Source organism: Leisingera sp. ABM4_060, from assembly GCF_056158765.1.
Window position 1 is genome coordinate 4,159,609 of record NZ_JBSWTX010000001.1, and the last position, 18,460, is coordinate 4,178,068.

Annotated in this window: 22 protein-coding genes; all 22 read right to left on the reverse strand. The window is 64.1% G+C overall.

Annotation, left to right across the window (positions count from 1 at the left end; translation table 11 throughout):
* Positions 1 to 786 carry a TIGR02186 family protein gene (locus ACXAEH_RS20185; protein ID WP_475035375.1) on the reverse strand — a complete coding sequence of 262 codons (786 nt, stop codon included), beginning with the start codon at positions 784 to 786 and terminating at the stop codon, positions 1 to 3.
* Between the two features lie 3 nt (positions 787 to 789).
* Entirely contained in the window at positions 790 to 1,713 is a 924-nt protein-coding gene (locus ACXAEH_RS20190; RefSeq protein WP_475035377.1) for a sulfite exporter TauE/SafE family protein, read from the reverse strand.
* Positions 1,714 to 2,130: 417 nt separating this feature from the next.
* Positions 2,131 to 3,138 (reverse strand): ABC transporter permease, encoded by a 1,008-nt coding sequence (locus tag ACXAEH_RS20195; RefSeq protein ID WP_475035379.1) that lies wholly within the window; start codon positions 3,136 to 3,138, stop codon positions 2,131 to 2,133.
* The gene (locus tag ACXAEH_RS20200; RefSeq protein ID WP_475035381.1) at positions 3,138 to 4,232 is read right to left on the reverse strand and encodes an ABC transporter permease; all 1,095 of its coding nucleotides are present in this window, start codon (positions 4,230 to 4,232) and stop codon (positions 3,138 to 3,140) included. Before ACXAEH_RS20200 ends, ACXAEH_RS20195 begins: the two co-directional genes overlap by 1 nt.
* A complete protein-coding gene (locus ACXAEH_RS20205; protein WP_475035383.1) occupies positions 4,233 to 5,762 on the reverse strand; it encodes an ABC transporter ATP-binding protein in 1,530 nt (509 codons plus the stop codon).
* Positions 5,759 to 6,112: a nuclear transport factor 2 family protein gene (locus ACXAEH_RS20210; protein ID WP_475035384.1), complete on the reverse strand. Its 354-nt coding sequence runs from the start codon at positions 6,110 to 6,112 to the stop codon at positions 5,759 to 5,761. The genes ACXAEH_RS20205 and ACXAEH_RS20210 overlap by 4 nt, the downstream gene beginning before the upstream one ends.
* Positions 6,113 to 6,129: 17 nt before the next feature.
* Positions 6,130 to 7,128, reverse strand: coding sequence for a BMP family lipoprotein (locus tag ACXAEH_RS20215; RefSeq protein WP_475035386.1), 999 nt, complete (start codon positions 7,126 to 7,128; stop codon positions 6,130 to 6,132).
* Between the two features lie 156 nt (positions 7,129 to 7,284).
* Positions 7,285 to 7,710: a GNAT family N-acetyltransferase gene (locus ACXAEH_RS20220; RefSeq protein ID WP_475035388.1), complete on the reverse strand. Its 426-nt coding sequence runs from the start codon at positions 7,708 to 7,710 to the stop codon at positions 7,285 to 7,287.
* Entirely contained in the window at positions 7,703 to 8,326 is a 624-nt protein-coding gene (tsaB, locus tag ACXAEH_RS20225; protein ID WP_475035390.1) for a tRNA (adenosine(37)-N6)-threonylcarbamoyltransferase complex dimerization subunit type 1 TsaB, read from the reverse strand. The genes ACXAEH_RS20220 and tsaB overlap by 8 nt, the downstream gene beginning before the upstream one ends.
* A 2-nt stretch (positions 8,327 to 8,328) precedes the next feature.
* Complete coding sequence (locus tag ACXAEH_RS20230; RefSeq protein ID WP_475035391.1) at positions 8,329 to 8,769, reverse strand: GFA family protein; 441 nt, start codon at positions 8,767 to 8,769, stop codon at positions 8,329 to 8,331.
* Complete coding sequence (locus ACXAEH_RS20235) at positions 8,759 to 9,325, reverse strand: NifU family protein (protein WP_222503526.1); 567 nt, start codon at positions 9,323 to 9,325, stop codon at positions 8,759 to 8,761. The genes ACXAEH_RS20230 and ACXAEH_RS20235 overlap by 11 nt, the downstream gene beginning before the upstream one ends.
* A gap of 69 nt (positions 9,326 to 9,394) precedes the next feature.
* Positions 9,395 to 9,994, reverse strand: a complete 600-nt coding sequence (locus ACXAEH_RS20240) for a DsbA family protein (RefSeq protein ID WP_475035392.1) — start codon at positions 9,992 to 9,994, stop codon at positions 9,395 to 9,397.
* A 20-nt stretch (positions 9,995 to 10,014) separates the two neighbouring features.
* Positions 10,015 to 10,470, reverse strand: a complete 456-nt coding sequence (locus tag ACXAEH_RS20245; RefSeq protein ID WP_039130985.1) for a universal stress protein — start codon at positions 10,468 to 10,470, stop codon at positions 10,015 to 10,017.
* 302 nt (positions 10,471 to 10,772) lie between these two features.
* Positions 10,773 to 11,636 carry a branched-chain amino acid aminotransferase gene (locus ACXAEH_RS20250; RefSeq protein ID WP_475035393.1) on the reverse strand — a complete coding sequence of 288 codons (864 nt, stop codon included), beginning with the start codon at positions 11,634 to 11,636 and terminating at the stop codon, positions 10,773 to 10,775.
* Positions 11,637 to 11,858: 222 nt separating this feature from the next.
* Complete coding sequence (locus ACXAEH_RS20255; RefSeq protein WP_475035395.1) at positions 11,859 to 12,353, reverse strand: VOC family protein; 495 nt, start codon at positions 12,351 to 12,353, stop codon at positions 11,859 to 11,861.
* A gap of 203 nt (positions 12,354 to 12,556) precedes the next feature.
* Positions 12,557 to 13,318 carry a Phenylacetic acid catabolic protein gene (locus ACXAEH_RS20260; RefSeq protein ID WP_475035396.1) on the reverse strand — a complete coding sequence of 254 codons (762 nt, stop codon included), beginning with the start codon at positions 13,316 to 13,318 and terminating at the stop codon, positions 12,557 to 12,559.
* A 48-nt stretch (positions 13,319 to 13,366) separates the two neighbouring features.
* A complete protein-coding gene (gene paaE, locus ACXAEH_RS20265; RefSeq protein WP_475035397.1) occupies positions 13,367 to 14,440 on the reverse strand; it encodes a 1,2-phenylacetyl-CoA epoxidase subunit PaaE in 1,074 nt (357 codons plus the stop codon).
* Between the two features lie 10 nt (positions 14,441 to 14,450).
* Complete coding sequence (gene paaD, locus ACXAEH_RS20270) at positions 14,451 to 14,924, reverse strand: 1,2-phenylacetyl-CoA epoxidase subunit PaaD (protein ID WP_475035399.1); 474 nt, start codon at positions 14,922 to 14,924, stop codon at positions 14,451 to 14,453.
* Between the two features lie 123 nt (positions 14,925 to 15,047).
* A complete protein-coding gene (gene paaC, locus ACXAEH_RS20275) occupies positions 15,048 to 15,809 on the reverse strand; it encodes a 1,2-phenylacetyl-CoA epoxidase subunit PaaC (protein WP_475035400.1) in 762 nt (253 codons plus the stop codon).
* Complete coding sequence (gene paaB / locus ACXAEH_RS20280; RefSeq protein WP_008562338.1) at positions 15,809 to 16,093, reverse strand: 1,2-phenylacetyl-CoA epoxidase subunit PaaB; 285 nt, start codon at positions 16,091 to 16,093, stop codon at positions 15,809 to 15,811. The genes paaC and paaB overlap by 1 nt, the downstream gene beginning before the upstream one ends.
* A gap of 61 nt (positions 16,094 to 16,154) precedes the next feature.
* Positions 16,155 to 17,132 (reverse strand): 1,2-phenylacetyl-CoA epoxidase subunit PaaA, encoded by a 978-nt coding sequence (gene paaA / locus ACXAEH_RS20285; protein ID WP_271907133.1) that lies wholly within the window; start codon positions 17,130 to 17,132, stop codon positions 16,155 to 16,157.
* Positions 17,133 to 17,156: 24 nt separating this feature from the next.
* Positions 17,157 to 18,359, reverse strand: coding sequence for a 3-oxoadipyl-CoA thiolase (gene pcaF / locus ACXAEH_RS20290; RefSeq protein WP_475035402.1), 1,203 nt, complete (start codon positions 18,357 to 18,359; stop codon positions 17,157 to 17,159).
* Positions 18,360 to 18,460: the final 101 nt, after the last annotated feature.

The following is an 18,460-nucleotide window of genomic DNA, read 5'->3' on the forward strand; positions in this document are numbered from 1 at the left end:
TTACCGGTTCCGGAGCAGGCTGAACGCGGCGGAAGCGCCCCAGCCGGCGGCAATTGCAATCGCCAGCGACATCAGGCCGTAAAGGAACGGCTGTTCGCGCGACAGCGAAAACAGGAACCTCTCCAGCCCGACCTTGCGCACGTCGATTGTGGTTTCGTAGCTTGAAACCACCTCGCCGCCGCGGGTCAGGAAGATGCGGGTTTCATAATCGCCTTCGGTGAGGTCGGCGGGCATCTCGATGGCGGTGCGGAACAGGGTTTGCTCGTCCACTGCCACGGTGTTTTCGCGCAAGGAATAAAGTCCGTTGTTTTCGCGGATGCGCACAACCGCATCGGCAAAATCCTGGGCGCCGCGGATATGCATGGCAGCGCCGACCGAGCGGATCGCGCGCTCGATTGAGATCCGGTAGCGCAGGTCTTCGGTATCCGTCAGAACCTGATCAAAGGGGGAACTGGTGGCCACCGCGTAAAACGCAGGTGCCGAGTTGACCAGCACGCTGTCCACGTTGACCCAGATCCCCAGTTTCTTTTCCTTGCGGCGGACCATGACGGCAGGGGCGGGACCGGAGACGGTGACGACAACTTCCAGCGGGTGCTCGGAGGGGATGGGGGCTTCCCTCTTCACTGCACCGAAGATCAGGATTTCCGAGCCGTCGAAGGTGGCGGTGATCGCCACCCGGTCCTGGCTGAGGCCGAGGACAACTTCTTCCTTGGCGGCGAAGGCAGCGGTCTGCGGCAGCAGGGCCAGGCTGGCGGCTGTCAGGGCGGACAAGAGCAGCTTGCGCATGGATCAGTGGCCTCCGCTGTCGCCGAGCGAGAACAGCTCGGAAGGTTGCAGCAGCAGGTCGAGACCCAGCTTGACGCAGACCGCAATGACCATCAGCGCCAGCAGGATCCGCAGCTGTTCGGCCTTGAGGTAGACACCGATACGGGTGCCGATCTGGGCGCCGATGACGCCGCCGATCAGCAGCAGCACCGCCAGCACGATATCCACGGTATAGTTGGTGGTGGCGTGCAGCATGGTGGTAAAGCCGGTGACCGTGATGATCTGGAACAGCGAGGTGCCCACAACCACCTTGGTCGGCATGCCGAGGATGTAGATCATCGCAGGCACCATGATGAAGCCGCCGCCGACACCCATGATGGCTGCCAGGACACCGACACAGACGCCAACCAGAATGGGCGGGATCACCGAGATATAAAGGCCGGAGGTGCGGAACCGCATCTTGAACGGCAGCGCATGCACCCAGCCGCGCTGACGGCGCGGGGCAGGGGCGGCACCGCCGGATTTCTTGGATTTGCGGATGGCGTTCAGGCTTTCGATGAACATCAGCCCGCCGACCACGCCCAGAAACACCACGTAGCAAAGCTTGACCAGCAGATCGACTTGGCCGAGCGCCTTGAGGTAGTTGAACACCACCACGCCAAGGGCGGCGCCTATGAGGCCGCCTGCCTGCAGCACAAGTCCCATTTTGATGTCGACCGTGCGCCTTCGGAAATGCGCCAGCACGCCGGAGAAGGAGGAGGCGACAATCTGGTTCGCTTCCGTGGCCACCGCCACCGCGGGCGGGATGCCGATGAAGAACAAAAGCGGCGTCATCAGGAAGCCGCCGCCGACTCCGAACATGCCCGAGAGAACGCCCACCATGCCCCCGAGGCCCAGGAGAAGGAAAGCATTAACCGAGACCTCAGCTATGGGAAGGTAGATCTGCATGGTCCTTGTTAAACCGCAGTTCGTTCAAAAATCAACAATCTATGCCGCTCTGCAGCGTGCAGGACTGATTTGACGCAGAAAACTGGACTTATTGCAGGCGGGGCGGCGGGTGCCGGTACTGGCTAGGGAGGCGGCAGGCTCCCGCGCCCGCAGGTGCAGGGCTGCGCCCTGAACCTTGGCGGCCTTGGGCCGGGCGCCGCACTGCGTGCGGCGGGAAGGGGTTCTGCTGAGAGGTCTCTGAGGGGCAGGGCTGCCCCCTCAGAGAGCCATGCCAAGTTTACTTTTGCCTTTGCCGCGTCAAGGATGAACGGCGCCTGCGCGCCGCCGCTGCGCGGCCCTTGACCCGGAAAAGGCAAAGGGCGGCAAAGAGAAACGCCCAGCTTGTGGCCGGGCGTTTCAATGTTGCCAGCGCTGCGGCTAGCGTTCTTTCACATAAGGCTCGCCGCCGGCCCGGGGCGGGATCGCCTTGCCGACGAAGCCGGCCAGGATCACCACGGTCAGCACGTAAGGCAGCGCGTCCATCGCCTGAACCGGGATGGTGATACCGCCGAGCTCGATGTTCTGGAAGCGCAGGGCGATGGCCTGCAGCAGGCCGAACAGCAGGCAGGCGCCCATGGCGTGCCAGGGCCGCCACTTGGCAAAGATCAGCGCCGCCAGGGCGATGAAGCCGCGGCCTGCGGTCATGTCCTTGACGAAGCCGGCCTGAAGCGCGGTGGCCAGATAGGCGCCCGCGATGCCGCAGAGCAGGCCGCAGATCATCACGGCTGCGTAACGCAGGCCGACAACCGAGACGCCGGCGGTATCCACCGCGGCCGGGTTCTCGCCCACCGCGCGCAGGCGCAGGCCGAAGCGGGTGCGGAACAGGATCCACCAGGTGGCAGGCACGGCCAGAAAAGCAAAGTAGACCAGTACCGAATGCCCGGACAGCAATTCGGAATAAACCTGGGTGAACGGATTCGCCGCAGCCATCAGTTGAGACACGGGTGTGCCGGTGGCGGCGGCGTCCTGCGGGCCGATTGCAAAGGGCCACTCCCAGCCTTCGAAGCGGCCGCCGCTAATCAGCGATGGCGTACGGCCACCTTGCTGGAACCAGTCCTGAGCGATCAGCACGGTCAGGCCTGCGGCCAGGAAGTTGATCGCGACGCCGGAAATCAGCTGGTTGCCGCGGAAGGTGATTGAGGCGGCACCATGCAGCGCAGCCAGAACGAGCGAGGATGCGATGCCGGCAATCAGGCCGAGCCAGACATTGCCGGTCACGGCGGCAACTGCAGCGGAGAAGAAGGCGGCGATCAGCATCTTGCCTTCCAGGCCAATGTCAAAGATGCCCGCGCGTTCGGAAAACAGGCCGGCCAGACAGGCCAGCAGCAGCGGCGTCGCGAGGCGGACGGTGGAGTCCAGAATTTGGATGAGGGTCAGGAAGTCCATCAGTTCTGCCCCTTCCGAACCGCCAGGAAAATCCTCTCAAGCGGCATCCGCACCATGTTGTCGAGCGCACCCGTGAACAGAATTACCAGCGCCTGGATCACCACGATCAGCTCTCGCGGGATCGAGGTCCAGAGCGCCAGCTCAGCTCCGCCCTGATAAAGAAAGCCAAAGAGGATTGCTGCCAGGAACACGCCAAATGGATGGTTGCGGCCCATCAGCGCCACGGCGATGCCGATAAATCCGGCGCCTTCGGTGGCGTTCAGAACCAGCCGCTCGGCCTCGCCCATCACGTTGTTGATTGCCATGCACCCAGCCAGAGCGCCGGAGACCAGCATGGCCACCATGATGATCCGTACCGAGGAAATGCCGGCATAGCGTGCGGCCGGTTCGGATTTGCCCAAACTGCGGATTTCATATCCCAGCGGCGTGCGCCAGATCAGCAGCCAGACCAGTACACAAGCAGCAAGCGCTATCAGAAGGCTGACATTTGCCGGGCCTGATTTGGAGAACTCTATCCCCAAAGGGGCCAGCATTTCGTGCAAGGAAGGCAGATGCACTGTTTCGGCGAAGCGGGCCGACGCCGGGTCCTGTGAGCCTTTTGGCCGCAATTGGTTCACCAGCACATAGTTCAGCACCGCGGCAGCAATGAAGTTGAACATAATGGTGGTGATCACGATATGGCTGCCGCGTTTGGCTTGCAGAAATGCTGGGATGGCAGCCCATGCGGCACCGAACAGGCCTGCGGCCAGGATTGCAAAGATCAGCGCCAGCGACCAGTGCGGCCAAGGGATGAACAGGCAGATTACCGCCACGCCCAGCCCTCCCAGCATCGCCTGGCCTTCGCCGCCGATGTTGAAGAGGCCTGCATGGGCGGCAACTGCCACAGCGAGGCCGGTGAACATGAAATTGGTGGCGTAATACAGTGTGTAGCCCCAGCCATAGGTGGAACCCAGGGCGCCCTCGACCATCAGCTTGACCGCGGCCACCGGGTCCTCGCCGATCCCAAGGATCACCAGGGCCGACAGGATTGCGGCCAGAGCCAAGCTGATCAGCGGGATCAGCACAACATCTGCCCATTTCGGCATCTTTTCCATTTACGCGGCCTCCCCCGCGACACCGGCCATCAGCAGGCCCAGTTCTTTCTCGTCGGTCTGATCCGCGAGGCGCTCGCCCATGATCACGCCGTCAAACATCACCGCCACCCGGTCGGAGAGCGACAGGATCTCCTCCAGCTCGACCGAGACCAGCAGGACCGCCTTGCCCTGGTCGCGCAGCTCGACAATCTGCTTGTGAATGAATTCAATGGCGCCGATGTCGACGCCGCGGGTCGGCTGGCCCACCAGCAAGAGGTCCGGGTTGCGCTCGATTTCGCGGGCCACCACAATCTTCTGCTGGTTGCCGCCGGAGAAGCTCTTGGCCGCCAGCCAGGGATCGGGCGGGCGGACGTCGAATTTCTCCATTTTGGCCTCGGTATCGGCACGCAAGGCAGCGTTGTCCATCAGTACGCTATTCCTGTAGGCCGGATCGCGGTGATAGCCAAAGGCCACGTTCTCCCAGGCGTGGAAGTCCATGATCAGGCCCTCGCGCTGGCGGTCTTCCGGGACGTGGCCGATATGGGAGCCGCGCCGGGCGCGGGCATCTGAGCCTTGGCCGCGCAGGGGCAGGGGGGTGCCGTGCAGCTTGATGCTGCCGGTGCCGGCCCGCATACCGCCCAGTACTTCCAAGAGTTCTGATTGGCCGTTGCCGGCCACGCCGGCAATGCCGAGGATCTCGCCTGCGCGCACGGTCAGGTCGATGCCCTTGACCCGCTCGACACCGGCCTCGTCGACAACCTGCAAGTTCTCGATTTCCAGGATTGGAGCGCCGGGCTGGGCCGGCACTTTATCGACGCGCAGCAGTACCTTGCGGCCCACCATCAGCTCGGCCAGATGCTCGGGGCTGGTTTCAGCCGTCTTGACGGTGGCGGTCATTTGGCCGCGCCGCATGACGGACACCGTATCGGTATACTCCATGATCTCCCGCAGCTTGTGGGTGATCAGGATGATGGTCTTTCCTTCCGCACGCAGCCGGTCGAGGATGCGGAACAGCTGGTCGGCCTCGGCCGGGGTCAGCACGCCGGTGGGCTCATCCAGGATCAGGATCTCGGCCTTGCGGTAAAGCGCCTTGAGGATCTCCACCCGCTGCTGCATGCCGACGCCGATCTCGTCGATACGGGCGTCGGGATCGACGAACAGCTCGTATTCCTCCTCCAGCGCCTTCAGCTCCTTGCGGGCGCGGCGCAACGAGGGCATCAGCATGCCGCTGTCCTCGGCGCCCAGCACGATGTTTTCCAGAACGGTGAAATTCTCCACCAGTTTGAAGTGCTGGAACACCATGCCGATGCCCGCAGCAATCGCCGCCTGGCTGTCCGGGATCGCGGTCTTCTTGCCCTTGATCCGGATTTCGCCTGAATCGGCCTTGTAAAATCCATAGAGGATCGACATCAGCGTCGACTTCCCGGCGCCGTTTTCACCGATGATCCCGTGAATGCTGCCGGGGGCGACGCTGATGGAAATGTCCTTGTTTGCCTGGACCGGGCCAAAGGCCTTGGAAATGCCTTTGAGTTCGATGGCGGGGGCGGTCAATCGGGCTCTCCCATGCCTGGAAATCCGATCAGACGCACCACTTTGCCGTCTTCGAGGTCGGCAAAATACTGGCCGCGCACCATCAGCTTGCCGTCCTTCAGGAAATCCACCGTGGCGCGCACGTGGCCATGGTGTTCCGAAGACGCAACCACCTGTGCCGAAGCGCCAGGCATCATCGCGGCAAACTGCGCGATGTAGGCCAGATAGGCGTCACGGGTTTCGATGGGGGCGGGAGTGTTGGGATCGGAGTAGTAAAAGTGAGGCCCGATAGCCGCGTCCGTCTTTTCGGCGCGGGCGTCGGGCGATGGGTCGCCCCAGGCCGCAAACAGGGTATTCAGGGAAACCGTCATGGCCTGGGGCTTTCTGCTTAGAAACTCAGCGCGGGGCAGCTGTCGTTTTCATAATAGCTGGCAACGCTTACCTCGCCTGCAATGATCTTTTCGCGGGCCGCGTCAACGGCCGCTTTCATCTCATCATTGACCAGCGATGCGTTGTTGTCGTCCAGCGCATAGCCGACGCCTTCCTCGGCGAGGCCCATGGAGAACACGCCGGTCTCCAGGTTTTCACCTGCCTTCATGGCTTCATAGACGGCCACGTCCACACGTTTCAGCATCGAGGTCAGCACCTTGCCAGGGTGCAGGTGGTTCTGGTTGCTGTCCACGCCGATCGACAGGATGCCTTCGTCGGCTGCGGTCTGCAGCACGCCGACGCCGGTGCCGCCAGCGGCCGCATAGATCACATCCGCGCCCTGGCTGATCTGCGATTTGGTCAGCTCGGAGCCTTTCACCGGATCGTTCCAGGCGGCAGGGGTGGTGCCGGTCATGTTGGCCACCACATTGATGTCCGGGTTCACTGCCTTGGCGCCCTGGGCATAGCCGCAGGCGAAGTGGCGGATCAGCGGAATGTCCATGCCGCCGATAAAGCCGACGGTGTCCGACTTGGAGGCCATCGCCGCCATCATGCCAACGAGGTAAGAGCCTTCGTGCTCGGCAAAGCCGATCTGGCGGATGTTCGGTGCTTCCAGCCAGGTGACATCAACGGCGACGAATTTGGTGTCGGGATAGTCCGCAGCAACCTGGCCCAGCGGATCGGCCATGGCAAAGCCCATGGTGACAATCGGGTTGGAGCCGGCCTCGGCAAAGCGGCGCAGCGCCTGCTCACGCTGGGCTTCGGACTGCAGTTCGATCTCGCGGTAGCTGCCGCCGGTCTCTTCGACCCAGCGCTGGGCGCCATTATGCGCGGCTTCGTTGAAGCTCTTGTCGAACTTGCCGCCCAGGTCGAAGATCAGCGCCGGTTCGGCCAGCGCGGCGCCTGCAGTCAGGGCCAGCGACGCGGCTGCGCCCATCAGCGATTTCATCAGGGTCATCAGGTTAACTCCCACTGTCATTTTTGTTGAATGCAGCGGCTCTGTTCCGCTGCCCGGCCTCGTTCAGGCCATAGAGGGTGCGGCAATTTAGCCTGCAGGGCAGGGAGAGGGTCAACCGCTTTTTTGACCATTTGGTGCGAAATACGCGCAGCTTGCCTAGCGTAATGTCTTTCGCATCAGGATGGCATCTGCGGCTGCTGACCCATCGCGGCGGTAGTAGCCCTGCCTGCGCCCGCATTCCGCGAAACCGTCGGCACGGTACAGAGCCTGCGCCGGAGTGTTGTCCGCGGCAACCTCCAGAAACGCCTCTGCCGCGCCGCGCCGGATGGCCTGGGCTTGCCAATCTGCCATGCAGGCGCGCGCCAGCCCCTGCCGCTGACGGGCGGGATCGGTGGCAATGGTCAGCAGCTCGGCTTCATCCGCAACCACCCGCACCAGCGCAAAGCACCGCGCATCGCCTGCGGCAAAAACCAGCGGGCTGTCCAGCAGCGCGGCAAACTCCGCCGCGTTCCAAGGGCGCGGCTGGGTAAAGGCCGCAGCATGGGTGGCGGCCATCCGCTCCGGTGTCAGTGGGTCACTCATCGATCAGCGCAGGCGGGACATCGCTGGAGGGCGCGGCATCCGCTGCCCGCAGATACAGCGGCGCAGGCGGTTCGGTCACCGATTCAAACCGTGCAGCGGCGATCCGCGCAATGGCTTCCGCAATTCCGGCGGGGCTCGCCTCGGGCGCAAACGCCAGCCCGGCACCGCGGGCGGCGTCCCCGGCCTCCTGGCGCGGCATCAGACGCGGTGCCTTGCCGGGAAGGGCAGCATAAACCTGCTCGCGCGGCGCGGGGATGGCGGGCAATACATCTTCGGCTGCCCGTGCCTCAAACCCGTCGACGCCGACGGCCGGAACCTCCAGTCCCAGCGCCAGCCCGCGCGCGGCGGACACCGCAATGCGGATGCCAGTGAAATTGCCAGGGCCCACACCTACACCGATGGCATCCAGATCCTTCCAGGCAGCACCACCCGCTTCCAGCACCTCTTCCAGCAATGGCATCAGCCGTTCGGCCTGGCCGCGGGTCATCTCCTCGAGACGGGAGGCCAGCAGCTCTTCGCCGCGCAGCAGTGCTGCGGCGCAATGGCCTGCTGAGGTATCAAACCCCAGGATCAGCGGCCCGGTGCGGTTTTCTGCTATGGCGGGAATGTCTTGCATGGTCAGTTCTTGCTGCTGGCGTTCAGTGCGTCCCGCCCTGAACCGCCTGCGCGTTCCAAAGTATCAGTGAAATGAAGCCAGGGCAGGCGGGAGCCCTCGTGGCAGTGGGTTTCCGGCGGCAGCTCCGCCGCCTGGTCCAGAATGCCGATGGGCACATAGGTCTGGCCAGGCAGGTAGTCGAACTGCGCTGCCAGCGGCGAGCCGCAGTCCCGGCAATTCCAGCGCGTGACGCCGGGATGGCTGGAAAAGGGCGGGCCCAGCCCCGGCTCCGCGCTCAGATCGCCCTCGGCAAAGGCGGCAAAGGCGCCGACCGGAGCGCCGGTCCAGCGGCGGCAGTCGCTGCAATGGCAATAGGCCACCGTTTGCGGGCGGGCGCTGAATGCCAGCTTCACCGCGCCGCAGTAACAGCGGCCTGTGACGGGCGCGGCTGCCTCAGACGGCAACCGGGCGCACCTCGGTGACTTCCGGGATGTAATGGCGCAGCAGGTTCTCGATGCCCATTTTCAGGGTCAGGGTCGAGGACGGGCAGCCCGCGCAAGCGCCCTGCATATGCAGGTAGACCACGCCGCGGTCAAAGCCGTGAAAGGTGATGTCGCCGCCGTCCTGGGCCACCGCCGGGCGCACGCGGCTGTCCAGCAGTTCCTTGATCTGGTTGACGATTTCTGCGTCCTCTCCGGAATGCTCAGCATGGCCCGAAGCGGGGTCGGCAGAGCCATCCGCCATCACCGGCTGGCCGGACTGGTAATGTTCCATCACCGCGCCCAGGATGGCCGGCTTGATGTGGTCCCATTCGACACCGTCGGCCTTGGTCACGGTCACGAAGTCGTTGCCGAAGAACACACCGGTCACCCCGTCCACCGCAAAGATGCGGGAGGCCAGCGGCGATTTGCCCGCGGCATCGGCGCTGGGGAAATCAGCGGTGCCCACCTCCAGAACGGTCTGGCCCGGCAGGAATTTCAGCGTCGCCGGGTTGGGCGTGGATTCGGTCTGAATGAACATCTGGGGCCTCCGTTAAGCGTGCCCCCGATATGCGCCCTGCAGCGCGCCAAGTCAAGATTTGGAACGATTCTAAATCTGACCGGATGCGGCAAATTCCAATGCCTGCTCCAGCCGGTCGTCGCCCCAGAACAATTCATTGCCGCAGGTAAAGCCCGGTGCGCCGAAAATCCCGGCAGCCATCGCCGCATCTGTCTGCGCCCGCAGCGCGGCTTTGATTTCCGGCGCCTCTGCGCGCTGCATCAATTCTTCATTGAGCCCGGCGCTGCGCAGGCAGCCGCGCAGCACTGCCTTACTGGAGATATCCGCGCCCTCGCCGAACTGCGCGCGGTAAACGGCCTGAGTGAAAGCTTCGGTTTTGCCCTGTTCAGCCGCGGCCAGTGCCAGCCGCGCTGCCAGCAGCCCGTTTTGCGGAAAAGGATCGGGACGGCGGAAAGGCAGGCCGCGCGCTGCGCAGGTCCGCTCCATGTCGCGCCACATGTAACGGCCTTTGGCACGGTAAAGGTTGAAGGGCGAGGTGGGCCAGCCCTGCGCGGCAAAGATTGGTCCCAGCAAAAAGGGTCTCCAGGCCACGCTGAGGCCGCGCAGGGCGGCCTCCCGGCCGATCCGCATGGCACTGAGATAGGAATAGGTGGAGGCGAATTCGAACCAGAAGGTGACCTTGCCGCCCATGCCTGCTCCTTGCTCTGCCCTTAGGTGATCGCTTCCAGCTTTTCCTTGGACAGGTCGCCCGGCACGATGGTCATCGGCACCGGCAGGGCGCCGGAATTCTTGGTCAGCTGGGTGACCAGCGGACCTGGCCCCTTGCGCCCGGTGCCTGCACCCAGCACCAGCACCCCGATTTCCGGGTCGTTCTCGATGAACTGCAGGATCTCCGGCACTGCTTCGCCTTCGCGGATGACCAGTTCTGGGTCGACGCCCTGGCGGTCGCGCATCCATTTGGCGAAGACTTCGAAATGGGCATGGATCCGCTCGCGGGCCTCTTCGCGCATCACTTCGCCGACGCCGATCCAGTGGTTGAACTCATCCGGCGGGATAACCGACAGGATGGTCACTCCCGCACCGGTGTGCGCCGCCCGCATCGCGGCAAACCGCATCGCGTTCAGGCATTCGCGGCTATCGTCCAGTACCACAAGGAATTTGCGCATTTTCGCTCTCTCGTTGTTCCACCGCGGATCATGGCCTAAGCGGGCGTCTCAGGCAATAGAGCCAAAGCTTCGGACGTTGCGCGGGAATCTGGCCCTAGCACAGCCTGCTGTCACGGGGAAGCTCCCGCGCCCGCGGGCGTTTCCGGCTGCGCCGGCCCCGCCTTGGCGGCCTTGGGCCCGGCGCCGCGCTTTGGCGCGGCGCGGCACCGTGCGCAGGCACGGTGCCATGCCCAACCGTGCGAGCGGCCTTTGTCAAAGGCCCGGAACGGGCGGGAGCCCGTGCGGACGCGCGGACCGCGCCGTCAGCTCCCTCTGGCTGCCCAGTCCCAGTACATGTCCCGCACCCGTTTGGAGACAGGGCCGGCCTGGTACCGGCACTCATCAAAGGCAGTGACCGGGGTGATCTTGCTCAGATTGCCGGAGAGGAAGATTTCATCCGCGGCCTCGAAATCCTGATAGGTCAGCACGCATTCATGTACTGTGAAACCGTCCTGGCGCAGGTTGCCGATATGCCGGGCCCGGGTGATCCCGGCCAGGAAGGTGCCGTTGGCAATCGGCGTGAAGACCTCACCGTCGCGCACCATGAAGACATTGGTGGTGGCGGTTTCCGCCACATTGCCCATCGCATCCAGCACCAGTGCGTTGGTGAATCCCTTGCTGCGCGCCTCGCGCAGCATGCGGGCATTGTTGGGGTAAAGGCAGCCGGCCTTGGCGTTTACCACCGCGTTCTCAAGCACCGGGCGGCGGAAATGGCTGCGGGTCAGCGTGGCGGTGGCCGAGACTGGCGGCATCGGGATTTCCTCCAGGCTGACCGCAAACTGCGTGCTGGCCGGGTCAGGCGCAATCAGCGTCTCATCGCCGTCCGCAGCCCAGTACATCGGACGGATATAGACCGCGGCACCCGGCGCAAAGCCTTCCAGCCCGCTGCGGATCACATCCATCATGTCCGCAACGGAATGCGTGGGTGCCATCATCAGCGCTTCTGCCGAGGCATTGGTCCGGGCGCAGTGCAGGTCCAGATCCGGGGTCATCCCGTTAAAGAAGCGGGCGCCGTCGAAAACGGAGGACCCCAGCCACATTGCATGATCGGCTGCCCGCAGCACCGCCAGGTTGCCGTCGTGCCAGCTGCCGTTGAAATAGGTCCGGATTGTCTTGCCCGCTGCCATTGCGCTGTCCTCGCTTTGCCTGCTGGAAAGCTAGGCAGGGTTTGCCTGGACGTCCAGACTGTTCCCCGCAGATGGCAGGGGCCGACGGGCGCAGGGTGGCGGAAGAAGGCGGCTTCTCAAGGGTTTGAGAGTTTGGGGCGGGTCAGACTGACGCTGCGTGCCAAAGGTCAGAACTTCTGTCTCATTGTTTCGCGCGCGAAACATTTAGGCAGCAAAGCTGACCTAATCTGCTTCGGCCAGCAAAGCCTGCAGGTCCAGCGCTTCTGTCCCCATGGCAAGGCTGCCGTCCGGATCCCGCGGCCAGTCCGCTTCAGGCCGGTCACGGTACAGCTCCACCCCGTTGCCATCCGGGTCGCGCAGGTAGATGGCCTCGGATACGCCATGATCTGCCGCGCCCTCCAGTTCTATACCCGCGTCCAGCACCCGCCGCAGCACAACGGCCAGGCTCTTGCGGTCCGGCAGCAGGATCGCGGTATGGAACAGCCCGGTCATGTTGCGGGCGGGGGCCGGGCCGCCGCGCGACTGCCAGGTGTTGAGGCCGATATGATGGTGGTAGCCGCCGGCCGAGAGAAAGGCGGCGGAATTGCCCAGCCGCTGGGTGATCCCGAAGCCCAGGACACCACTGTAGAAGCCGATTGCGCGCTCCAGATCGGAGACTTTCAGATGCACGTGCCCTATGCCGGTGCCAGCGGGGAGTTTTGTGATGCCGGTGCTCATTGCAGCCTCCAAATTGCTGTTCCGGCAATATGAGGCCCGCCTGGTTCGGGCGCCATTCCGCAGCCCCGCACCAATCCCCTGTGCTGCTGCACAGGCGGCGCGGGTGCGCCAAGGGCCGCGCGCCGTCAGGCGCGCCGGGCCCAACCGGGCAAGCGCATCTATGATGCGCGCCAGCCTGGGCGGGAGGGCCCCGCTGCCGGGCGCTATCCGGCGGGCTTCAATCCCGCCTTGCTCAGTACCGCGGCGGCGTCCTGCTGCCAGCGGGCCTTCAGCTCCCCGTTGGGGGTGCGGCGCAGGCCCATTGCTTTCAGGCCTTCGAACTTGCCGGATGCCTCTTGGCCGAAACTTGCCGCCACCCGCGGCCACCAGTAATCTGCCAGCTCTTGCAAGGCGGCTGCGCCCTGCGCCTCCACCAGCTGCATCAGCCCTTCTTCGGCCAGTTCCGCATGCCGGGTCTCAACCGGCTGGATGGCACGGAAGGCCTCGGCCAGCGGCTGGTAGGAGACATGGGAGAGCTCTTCCAGCTGCACCGCCACGGCACGGCCCATCAGGAGGTTCATCACCACCGCATCCGCCCAGCCTTCCAGCGGGTAGTTGAACACCGCCAGCCGCATGTCGTGCTTGCTGCGGTTCTGGCCGATGTCGGCGTTCCGTTCCAGCCGGGCGGTCCAGGGGTGGTGGTCGGCATACCGCTCGGTATCGGCGCCAAACTCGCCCATGATGCGCAGCACCTTCTCAGCGCTGTCGGATTTCTCCAGCACGATCTTGGCCGCTGCAATCCGCGACTTGATGCCGGGCCCCTCGTTGATGATGTCGGCAAAGCCCGCGGCACCTGCCAGTTCGCTGTCGACAAAGGTGGCCATCATCTTCAACAGCTCAGCGCGGTAGCGCGGCGGCACATTGGACGGGTTGGTCAGCACCCCGCCCTGGGCCAGGTAGCTTTCGATGCTCATCTCTTCGGACATGCCATGCCCTCCCTGAAATCCGTTTGAAAATAGCCGGTTGACTTGTCCTTATTGATCGTAGTCCACCACAACATTGTCGGTGACCGGGTAGGCCTGGCACGACAGCACATAGCCCTTTTCGACCTCGTAATCCTCCAGCGCGTGGTTGGCGACCATTTCGACCTCGCCCTCCAGCACCTTGCAGCGGCAGGTGGAGCAGACCCCCGCCTTGCAGGCATAAGGCGCGTCCATCGCGTTTTCCAATGCTGCGTCCAGCAGAGTCATGTCCTTGCCCATCTCGATGGTCTGGGTGGCGCCGTCCAGGGTGATCGCTGCCTTGGTCTGATTGGCGCTGCTGGCCGCATCACTTGCGACGGCCTTGCGCTTGGCGCGGCCCGGCTGGGCAGAGGCGAACAGTTCGAACTTGATCTGGCTTTCGCTGAGGCCGGCTGTGCGCAGGGCGCTGGCGATGCCCAGCATCATCGGTTCCGGGCCGCAAATAAAGGCGGTGTCGACCGATTTGATGTCGATCCAGTGCTCGAACAGCTGGGCGCATTTCTCTTCGGTGACCAGGCCGGTGAACAGGTCGATTTCCTGCGCGTCGGATTCCAGCACATGGATCACGTTGAACCGGCCCATGTAGAGGTTTTTCAGATCCTCCAGCTCCTCGCGGAACATGATCGTGTTCACGCCCTTGTTGGCGTAGACCAGCGTGAAGGACGAGTTGGGCTCCGCCGCCAGCGTCGTCTTGAGGATCGACAGCACCGGGGTGATGCCGGAGCCGCCCGCAAAGCCTAAGTAGTGTTTCTCTGCGCTTGCATCGAGCGGGGTAAAGAAGGTCCCCATCGGTGCCATCGCCTGCAGGGTATCACCCGCCTTCAGCTCGGTATTGGCCCAGGTCGAAAAAGCGCCGCCGTCGACGCGTTTGATGCCGACCTGCAGGATGCCTTCGTCCTTGCCGGCGCAGATCGAGTAGCTGCGGCGCAGTTCCTCGCCGTCGAAATCGCGGCGGAAGGTCAGGTATTGGCCCTGGGTGAAATCGAATTCCTCAGCCGCGCCACCCGCGGGCTTCAGGGTGACAACCACCGCATCGCGGATGGTTTTGCGGACGTCGGTGACTTCAAGGTCGTGAAAGCGCGCCATCAGGGTCTCCTCAGATGCACTTGAAATAATCAAAGGGTTCGAGGCAGTCCTGGCAGCGCCAGTGGGCCTTGCAGGGGGTCGAGCCGAACTGGCTGACTTTGGTGACATGTTTGCTGCCGCAGTGCGGGCATTTTTCGGGGCCGCCGGCAGGCTGGGGCGGGGCGATGCCGTAGGCCTCCAGCCTGGTGCGGCCTTTTTCAGACAGCCAGTCGGTGGTCCAGGCCGGGGAGATCTGGGTCTTGAGCTTCAGATCTTCGATACCGCGGTCGCGCAGGGCGGTCTCGATGTCCATGGCAATCACCGAGGTGGCCGGGCAGCCGGAGTAGGTCGGCGTGACGGTCACCACCAGGGTTCCCTCCTTCCAGGCGACATCGCGGATGATGCCCAGATCGACCAGCGAGATCACCGGGATTTCCGGGTCCGGCACGGCGTCGAGCCATTCCCAGATCCGGGTGGTGCTTGGCTGAGTTGTCACTTGGCTCATGCGGGTTTCCTCTTCGGCTGCTCCGCCCGGACGATAGGCCGGGCAGCCCCCGACCTCCCCCACGGGAGGGGGCTTCACCCCCACCCGAGGCCGGGGCCAGCCCTCAGTGTTCTATGTGCTGCCTTACCACTTGGCGCCCGGGTAGGCGCGCTGCAGCCATTGCATCTGGGTCAGCAGGTGGCCCAGGTGCTCGGTATGCATTGCACCAGTGCGCCCGCCCTTGTGGGCAAAGCGGCTCTCTGGAATGGTCAGCGTGGCCTCAGTCAGGATGCGGGAGACCAGCGTGTCGTATTCTTCGCGCAGAGAGGCGGGGTCGGGGGCGATGCCTGCCTTGGCCATTTCCGCGTCCACATCGTCGGACTGGAACATCTCGCCCACGTAGGGCCATAGATAGTCCAGCGCCTCCTGCATCCGGCGGTGGCTTTCCTCGGTGCCGTCGCCCAGGCCCACCACGGTGTCGGCGGAGCGTTCCAGGTGGTAAGCAACCTCTTTCGAGGCCTTCTCGGCGATTGCCGCGACCCGCTCGTCCGAGGATTTCATCAGCCGGCCCAGCTGGATGGAGTGCCAGGCGTCGAACAGGAACTGGCGCATCAGAGTGCGGCCGAAGTCGCCGTTCGGCATCTCGCACAGCAGCAGGTTGCGGAAATCCCAGGCGTCGCGCAGGAAAGCGAGATCGTCGGCGGATTTGCGTTCCCCTTGCACTTCAGCCGCATGCCCCAGCCACATCTGGGTCTGGCCGATCAGGTCCAGCGCGGTGTTGGCCAGCGCGATGTCCTCTTCCAGCACCGGTGCATGGCCGCACCATTCGCTGACCCGGTGGCCGAGGATCAGGGTGTTGTCCCCCATCCGCAGCAGGAATTGAAGAAAGGCGTCGTCGCGGGTCATTACATTGCCCCCACTTCTTCGGGGATGTCGAAGAAGGTCGGGTGGCGGTAGACCTTGGACTCGGACGGCTCATACAGCGGGCCCTTATCGCTGGGCGAGGAGGCGGAGATGTGATTCGCCTCGACCACCCAGATCGACACGCCTTCGTTGCGGCGGGTATAGACGTCGCGGGCGTTCTTGATCGCCATTTCAGCGTCCGGCGCGTGAAGGGAGCCGACGTGGCGGTGGCTCATCCCGTGCTGGCCGCGGATGAAGATTTCCCAGAGGGGCCATTCGTTTTTCATGTCTCAAATCCTCCTGGCTGAGGGGGCGCCTGCGCTGTGGCGGGTGCCGGAATGCTTGGGGTTACTCGGCGGCGTGCTGGCGCGCGGCTTTCTTCTTGGCGTGGGCCAAGAGGCCGTCGCGGACCCAGGCGCCGTCGTCCCAGGCCTTGTTGCGGGCGGCGAGGCGGTCCACGTTGCAGGGGCCGTTGCCTTTGATCACTTCGAAGAACTCGCTCCAGTCCGGGTCGGTGTAGTCGTAGTGGCCGCGCTCCTCGTTCCATTTCAGGTCCGGATCGGGGATGGTCAGGCCCAGGTATTCGGCCTGCGGAACGGTCTGGTCGACAAACTTCTGACGCAACTCGTCGTTGGTGTTCATCTTGATCTTCCAGGCCATCGACTGGGCGGAATGGACCGAGTCCTTGTCGGAGGGGCCGAACATCATCAGTGACGGGTACCAGAGGCGGTTCAGCGCATCCTGAGCCATCTTTTTCTGCTCCGGTGTGCCCTCGGCCATCTTGCGGATCGCGTCATAGCCCTGGCGCTGGTGGAAGCTCTCTTCCTTGCAGATGCGGATCATCGCGCGGGAGTAGGGGCCGAAAGAGGTCCGCTGCAGCGGCACCTGGTTCATGATCGCAGCGCCATCGACCAGCCAGCCCACCGCGCCGATGTCGGCCCAGTTCAGCGTCGGGTAGTTGAAGATCGACGAATACTTCATGCGCCCGTCGAGCAGCATTTCGGTGATTTCGTCGCGCGACACCCCAAGGGTTTCTGCTGCGCAATAGAGATAGAGGCCATGGCCCGCTTCATCCTGCACCTTGGCCAGCAGGATTGCCTTGCGCTCCAGCGTCGGCGCGCGGGTGATCCAGTTGCCTTCGGGCAGCTGGCCGACGATTTCCGAATGGGCATGCTGGCCGATCTGGCGGATCAGCGTCTTGCGGTAACCCTCGGGCATCCAGTCCTTGGGCTCGATCTTCTCGCCCGCGTCGATGCGCGCCTGGAAGGCAGCCAGTTTTTCCGGATCGTCCTGGGTCGCCTCGGATTTGATCATCTGAGCATACATGTCTGGGACCTCCCCTAGGGTTCGTTACACGCGTTCCAGGATCAGGGCGGTGCCCTGTCCGACGCCGACGCACATGGTGCAAAGGGCATAGCGCCCGCCGGTGCGCTGCAATTGGTAGGCGGCGGTCAGCACCAGCCGCGCGCCGGACATGCCGAGCGGGTGGCCCAGTGCGATGGCACCGCCGTTGGGATTAACATGGGGCGCATCGTCCGCAACGCCAAGTTCGCGCAGGCTGGCGAGGCCTTGCGAGGCAAAGGCCTCGTTCAGTTCGATCACATCCATCTGGTCGATGGTCAGGCCGGTGCGCGCCAGCACCTTGCGGGTGGCGGGCACCGGGCCGATGCCCATGATGCGCGGTTCTACCCCGGCGGCGGCCATACCGACGATGCGGGCCATGGGTTTCAGGCCGTTTTTCGCGGCCGCGGCCTCGTTTGCCAACAGGATCGCCGCGGCGCCGTCATTGACGCCGGAAGCGTTGCCGGCAGTCACGGTCTTGTCCGGGCCGTTGACGCCCTTGAGGCCCGCCAGCTTTTCTGCCGAGGTGCCGGGGCGGGGGTGTTCGTCGGTGTCCACAACGATCGGCTCACCCTTGCGCTGCGGGATGGTGACCGGAGTGATCTCGTCCTTGAAGATGCCGGCCTCATGCGCGGCGGCCCATCGGGCCTGGCTGCGGGCGGCAAAGGCGTCCTGGTCCGCGCGGGAGACGCCATAATCCTCGGCCACGTTGTCAGCGGTCTGCGGCATCGAGTTGGTGCCGTACATCTCGTGCATATTCTTGTTCACGAAGCGCCAGCCGATGGTGGTGTCATAAACCGCATTGGCACGGGTGAAGGCGCTGGTGGCCTTGGGCATCACAAACGGCGCGCGGCTCATGCTTTCGACGCCGCCGGCGATGGCCATGTCATAGTCGCCCGCCTTGACGCCACGGGACGCCATGCCGACCGCATCCATGCCGGAGGCACAAAGGCGGTTGATGGTAGTTCCGGGCACAGAAGTGGGCAGGCCTGCCAGCAGGGCGGCCATGCGGGCCACGTTGCGGTTGCTTTCGCCAGCCTGGTTGGCGTCGCCCAGGATCACATCGTCCAGGCTACCCCAGTCCACATCCGGGTTGCGCGCTGCCAGCGCAGCAATCGGCAGGGCGGCAAGGTCATCAGTGCGCACCTGGCTCAGCGCGCCGCCGTAGCGGCCGATCGGGGTGCGGGTGGCATCGCAGATGAAAGAATCCATGGGTGTTCGCGTCTCCTGTGGCGGCGGCAGGAAAAGCCGACCGTTGGGTCGGTGATACGCCGGAAGATGATTCGCGGCAAGTTAAATGTAACCTGAAAATG

Excerpts from the sequence above, each read along its gene's own strand:
- ACXAEH_RS20185 (WP_475035375.1), bottom strand. The coding sequence starts at position 786 with ATGCGCAAGCTGCTCTTGTCCGCCCTGACAGCCGCCAGCCTGGCCCTG.
- ACXAEH_RS20190 (WP_475035377.1), bottom strand. The coding sequence starts at position 1,713 with ATGCAGATCTACCTTCCCATAGCTGAGGTCTCGGTTAATGCTTTCCTT.
- ACXAEH_RS20195 (WP_475035379.1), bottom strand. The coding sequence starts at position 3,138 with ATGGACTTCCTGACCCTCATCCAAATTCTGGACTCCACCGTCCGCCTC.
- ACXAEH_RS20200 (WP_475035381.1), bottom strand. The coding sequence starts at position 4,232 with ATGGAAAAGATGCCGAAATGGGCAGATGTTGTGCTGATCCCGCTGATC.
- ACXAEH_RS20210 (WP_475035384.1), bottom strand. The coding sequence starts at position 6,112 with ATGACGGTTTCCCTGAATACCCTGTTTGCGGCCTGGGGCGACCCATCG.
- ACXAEH_RS20215 (WP_475035386.1), bottom strand. The coding sequence starts at position 7,128 with ATGACCCTGATGAAATCGCTGATGGGCGCAGCCGCGTCGCTGGCCCTG.
- ACXAEH_RS20220 (WP_475035388.1), bottom strand. The coding sequence starts at position 7,710 with ATGAGTGACCCACTGACACCGGAGCGGATGGCCGCCACCCATGCTGCG.
- tsaB (WP_475035390.1), bottom strand. The coding sequence starts at position 8,326 with ATGCAAGACATTCCCGCCATAGCAGAAAACCGCACCGGGCCGCTGATC.
- ACXAEH_RS20235 (WP_222503526.1), bottom strand. The coding sequence starts at position 9,325 with ATGTTCATTCAGACCGAATCCACGCCCAACCCGGCGACGCTGAAATTC.
- ACXAEH_RS20240 (WP_475035392.1), bottom strand. The coding sequence starts at position 9,994 with ATGGGCGGCAAGGTCACCTTCTGGTTCGAATTCGCCTCCACCTATTCC.
- ACXAEH_RS20245 (WP_039130985.1), bottom strand. The coding sequence starts at position 10,470 with ATGCGCAAATTCCTTGTGGTACTGGACGATAGCCGCGAATGCCTGAAC.
- ACXAEH_RS20250 (WP_475035393.1), bottom strand. The coding sequence starts at position 11,636 with ATGGCAGCGGGCAAGACAATCCGGACCTATTTCAACGGCAGCTGGCAC.
- ACXAEH_RS20255 (WP_475035395.1), bottom strand. The coding sequence starts at position 12,353 with ATGAGCACCGGCATCACAAAACTCCCCGCTGGCACCGGCATAGGGCAC.
- ACXAEH_RS20260 (WP_475035396.1), bottom strand. The coding sequence starts at position 13,318 with ATGTCCGAAGAGATGAGCATCGAAAGCTACCTGGCCCAGGGCGGGGTG.
- paaE (WP_475035397.1), bottom strand. The coding sequence starts at position 14,440 with ATGGCGCGCTTTCACGACCTTGAAGTCACCGACGTCCGCAAAACCATC.
- paaD (WP_475035399.1), bottom strand. The coding sequence starts at position 14,924 with ATGAGCCAAGTGACAACTCAGCCAAGCACCACCCGGATCTGGGAATGG.
- paaC (WP_475035400.1), bottom strand. The coding sequence starts at position 15,809 with ATGACCCGCGACGACGCCTTTCTTCAATTCCTGCTGCGGATGGGGGAC.
- paaB (WP_008562338.1), bottom strand. The coding sequence starts at position 16,093 with ATGAAAAACGAATGGCCCCTCTGGGAAATCTTCATCCGCGGCCAGCAC.
- paaA (WP_271907133.1), bottom strand. The coding sequence starts at position 17,132 with ATGTATGCTCAGATGATCAAATCCGAGGCGACCCAGGACGATCCGGAA.
- pcaF (WP_475035402.1), bottom strand. The coding sequence starts at position 18,359 with ATGGATTCTTTCATCTGCGATGCCACCCGCACCCCGATCGGCCGCTAC.